At 59.3% G+C, this 4,145-nt stretch carries 5 protein-coding genes; 4 read left to right on the top strand and 1 reads right to left on the bottom strand.

All coding sequences use genetic code 11. The features are described 5' to 3' along the window. Positions 1–4 precede the first annotated feature (4 nt). Positions 5–250, top strand: a complete 246-nt coding sequence (locus WCB02_RS05375) for a DUF4436 family protein (protein WP_423956803.1) — start codon at positions 5–7, stop codon at positions 248–250. 207 nt (positions 251–457) lie between these two features. Continuing rightward, complete coding sequence (locus tag WCB02_RS05370; RefSeq protein WP_423956802.1) at positions 458–853, top strand: nuclear transport factor 2 family protein; 396 nt, start codon at positions 458–460, stop codon at positions 851–853. A 48-nt stretch (positions 854–901) separates the two neighbouring features. Here the strand turns inward: WCB02_RS05370 and WCB02_RS05365 are convergent, their stop codons facing one another. Further along, positions 902–1,447 (bottom strand): MarR family winged helix-turn-helix transcriptional regulator, encoded by a 546-nt coding sequence (locus WCB02_RS05365; protein WP_423956801.1) that lies wholly within the window; start codon positions 1,445–1,447, stop codon positions 902–904. Here WCB02_RS05365 and WCB02_RS05360 point away from each other — a divergent pair. Together WCB02_RS05360 and WCB02_RS05355 are read left to right on the top strand one after the other, a co-directional pair. After that, positions 1,420–3,006 (top strand): DHA2 family efflux MFS transporter permease subunit, encoded by a 1,587-nt coding sequence (locus WCB02_RS05360; RefSeq protein ID WP_423956800.1) that lies wholly within the window; start codon positions 1,420–1,422, stop codon positions 3,004–3,006. The genes WCB02_RS05365 and WCB02_RS05360 overlap by 28 nt on opposite strands. A gap of 280 nt (positions 3,007–3,286) precedes the next feature. Further along, the coding region (locus WCB02_RS05355) for a carbohydrate binding family 9 domain-containing protein (RefSeq protein ID WP_423956799.1) at positions 3,287–4,145 on the top strand (859 nt) is incomplete at its 3' end.

Genomic DNA, 4,145 nt, shown 5'->3' with positions numbered 1-4,145 from the left:
GGTTATGGTGCTACGAGTGACGGCCTCTCCGGACGCGATCAACTTAATTCCGCTGTCGTTGTGCGTTGCGCTGATATTTGGCCTTCCGGCTCTGCGTAACGTCCAACCCGGGGTACCAGCAGTCGGAGCCTTGAGCGATTACATCTCATTTATCTGGGCGGAATTTATAGTGGCAACCTCGGCGGTTGTCTTGGCGTGGACCTGGATTATTCGGTCTAACCGAGAAGGAGCGCCGAAGCGCGGTCAGTGAAGTCATTTCCAAGGCCGGCCAACGCGGCGACGGGACGGAAAGCCGGTGCACTTCTTGCGCAACGGCCGACTTTGCGGAAAGAGCAAATCAACTCGCAGAGCTTAGGCAGCGCTGCTGAACATAAGTTCTTGCTGGAGCTCGACAGCGATGATGAGGACTGGCGGGATCATGAGAATCGAGTGCGGGGCGAGAGTACCGGGGGGATGAATGGCAGAGGCTAAGACAGTGATCGAGAGGGCGTACGCCGCATTTAATCGGCGGGACATTGACGGCGCGTTGGCGCTGATGACGGAAGATGTGAGCTGGCCGAGGGCTTCAGAGGGCGGCAGGGTTGTCGGGAAAGAAGAGATCCGCGGCTATTGGAGCCGGCAATGGAAGGAGTTCGATCCTCATGTCGAACCGATCGCGATGACCGAGGGAGATGGAGGCGTGATCCGGGTTCGGGTGCACCAGCTCGTCAAGAGCCTGCAGGGGGAGGTTCTTTCGGACAGCGAGGTTCAGCATGTGTTCACGGTGAAGGGCGGTCTCATCGCAGCGATGAACCTCGGGGATGAAGTGGACGCAGCTGGTGGGCCGTCGGCGGCCTTCGCGCACCGATCTTAAGCAGTGCAGCGTTGTGGGGTTGCGGATAGCTGTCGCGACGAGCCTGGGCTACATGCGCGTTAGCTTCTTGAGGGCACTTTGCAGCGCGGCATCGAGTCCGGCGAGATCGCGCTCGCTGATTCCCTTCCAGAGCCTGCGATCGAGCGCCTGCGCGATTTCTCTGGCCTTGATGAGGACCCGTTCGCCCTTGGTCGTCAGCTCAGCTACCAGGACGCGATGGTTGGCTTCTCTTGGCCGGCGGCGCACCCAGCCTTGGGTCTCCATCATGGTGAGCGTCGCCTGACCTGACTGCGGGGTGACGGAGCACAGGCGGGCGACCTTCGCCCCTGAGATTCCTGGATTCTCGGCGATGGACCATAGCATGCGCAGCTGCGAGGTGGTGATGCCGAGCGGCTGCAGGTCTTCGTCCATCAGCACCCTCAAACCCTGCAGCACGGCCTTCATCCTGGTAATGCGCGCGAGAATGGGCTTGCCGATGGATCGGTCGCTGAGGCTTTCCGCGGATTGTTTTTCACGTTTTAAAGAATCCATATCAGCCTCCTGATATTCTATATCAGGAAGCTGATATGGCCTACGACGCAAACTGGAAGCCAAAACACAATCCGTGGGCCATTGCGCTGACGGTCACGCTTGCGACCTTCATGGAGGTGCTGGACACCTCGATCGCGAACGTGGCTCTGCCGCACATGGCGGGGTCGCTGGGCGCGTCGCAGGATGAGGCCACGTGGGTGCTGACGAGCTACCTTGTGGCGAGCGCGATCATCCTTCCGATTTCGGGTTGGTTGTCGGACCGTTTCGGACGCAAGCGGTTTTATATTACGTGCGTCATTATGTTCACGGTGTGCTCGCTGCTGTGCGGGCTGGCGCCGACGCTTCCGTTTCTCATTGTCGCGCGGGTACTGCAGGGGCTGGGGGGCGGCGGGCTGGCGCCTTCGGAACAGGCGATTCTGGCGGATACGTTTCCGGTGGAGAAACGCGGCCAGGCGTTCGCGGTATACGGCATGGCCGTGGTGGTGGCTCCGGCCATCGGTCCTACGCTGGGTGGTTGGATCACGGACAACTTCAACTGGCATTGGATCTTCTTCATCAACATACCAATCGGGCTGTTTTCGATCTGGCTGAGTTCGCGCATGGTGGAGGATCCACCGCAGTTGATCGAGCGCCGCAAGGCTTCCATTGGGAAGAAGGTTGATTTCACCGGTCTCGCGCTGGTTGCAGGCGGCGTGGGCGTGCTGGAGTTCTTCCTGGATAAGGGGCAGGAGAAGGACTGGTTTGGCTCGTCGGCGATCACGACTGCGGCTATTGTGGCTGCGGTGTTGCTGGTGACGTTTGTCTTTTGGGAGTGGAACCACGAAGATCCGATTGTGGATCTGAAGCTGCTGAAGAACCGCAACTTCGGGACCGCGGTGTTTCTGCAGCTGGTGCTTGGCATGGTGCTGTTTGGATCTACCGTGTTGATCCCGCAATACCTGCAAACGCTGCTGGGATTCACGGCGCAACTGGCGGGAGAAGCGCTAAGCCCTGCGGGCTTTGTGATGATGTTCATGATGTTTGTTGCGGGGCGATTGATTGGGAAGATGGATCCGCGGTTGCTGGTTTGTATTGGTTACGTGATCACGGCGGTGGGACTGTATAACTTGACTCGACTTTCGCTCGACACGAGTTTTGCGACGATCACGCAATGGCGCATGTTCCAGGTGATTGGATTGCCGCTGGTGTTCATTCCGATCAGCACGCTGAATTATGTGGGCGTGCCGACGACGAAGATGAATCAGATCTCGAGCCTGTCCAATTTCGCGCGTAATCTTGGCGGCAGCGCGGGGACGGCGTTGCTGACGACGTTCCTTGCGCGCACGGCGCAGACGCATCAGATGCAGCTCTCTGCGCATAGCGGAGCGGGCCAGGCTGGCTACGACAACTACATCTCTCACGTCGCGCATATCGTTCAGTTGCAGGGCATGAGCGCGGCGCAGGCAGGGCAGGTCGCGGTCGGGTATGCGTATCAGCAGATGCTTCGGCAGGCCAGTATGCTGGCCTACAAGAACGCATTTGCGATTCTCTCCGGGGTGATTATTTGTCTTACGCCATTGCCGTTCGTGATGCGTCTGCCAGCGAAGACAGCTAAGCCGTCACCGGAGGCCGCGGCGCACTAGAGGCGTCAGGCGGGCTCGGTAACTCGAGTGGGTTATTAAAGGCTGCGGGGCGGCTTTCGATTTCGGTGGGCAATCGTCTTACAGAAGATCTCGATAGCAAGGCTGCGTTCCAGGTACGTTCCAGCGCAGGGAACCGGGCGATCGCTTTGAGCGTATCTGGGTACTGAGCGTGTCTGGATAAACAGGAATGCGTTGGTGAACGGCTTTGACTGGCCGTGCACGAGGAGTTGTGTTGTTGAGCTGGGCTACGAAGACGGGATTGAGGCTAGGGATTGCCACGGTGGGGCTATTGCTCGCGGGGGTTGGGCAGGCGCAGGTGAACCCGGGGACTACGGGGAAGCCGACGGTCACGAGCGAGGCGAAGCCGAAGTCGCAGCCGCTGCCGGATGTGAAGGTGCCGCTATTGAGTGCGCCGATTTCGCTGAAGGACTTTCCGGATATGGAGCCGCGGGCGGGGCTGAAGCAACAGCTTGGGTATGCGACGCAGTTTATCCAGAACACACCCGTGGATGGAGCGCCGGGTTCGGAGCGGACGGAGGTGTACCTGGGTCACACGAAGACGACGCTGTACATTGTGTTCCTGTGCTTCGACAAGCAGCCGGGGCTGATTCGCACGCACCTGGCGCGGCGCGAGAATATTCTGAATGATGATTTTGTCACGGTGAATCTTGACCCGTTTCAGGATCGGCAGCGCGGTGTGGAGTTCCAGGTGAACCCTGCGGGTGTGCAGGCCGATGCGGCGTGGACAGAGACGGGTGGGCCCGACTACAGCTATGACCAAGTGTGGGATTCGGAGGCAAAGATAACGAGCAAGGGATGGATGGCGCTGCTCGCGATTCCGTTTCGGAGCATACGGTTTCCGCCGAAGAGTAGCACGTGGGGCGCGGTGTTCTGGCGGAATTTTCCGCGCAACAGTGAGAATGATTTCTGGCCGCGGGTGTCAGCGAATGTGACGGGAGAGCTAAGTCAGGAGGGGACGCTGCATTTCGAGGATCTTACAGGGACTGCGGGCTCGCACAATATTCAGATTGTGCCGTATGTGTTGGGACAGAATGAGCACACGCTGGAGACGCTGGATCCGTTGAATCCTTATTGGTCGACGCGCAATGCGGAGGCTACGGCGGGCGGCGAGGCGAAGG

Source organism: Bradyrhizobium sp. (assembly GCF_049581145.1).
Classification (GTDB): domain Bacteria; phylum Pseudomonadota; class Alphaproteobacteria; order Rhizobiales; family Xanthobacteraceae; genus Bradyrhizobium.
Note: the sequence above shows the minus strand (reverse complement) of the source record. Positions and strands in the feature narration are given on the sequence as shown.

Bases quoted from the DNA above. Each gene is read 5' to 3' on its own strand.
- WCB02_RS05375 (WP_423956803.1), top strand. From the start codon at position 5: ATGGTGCTACGAGTGACGGCCTCTCCGGACGCGATCAACTTAATTCCG.
- WCB02_RS05360 (WP_423956800.1), top strand. From the start codon at position 1,420: ATGGCCTACGACGCAAACTGGAAGCCAAAACACAATCCGTGGGCCATT.
- WCB02_RS05370 (WP_423956802.1), top strand. From the start codon at position 458: ATGGCAGAGGCTAAGACAGTGATCGAGAGGGCGTACGCCGCATTTAAT.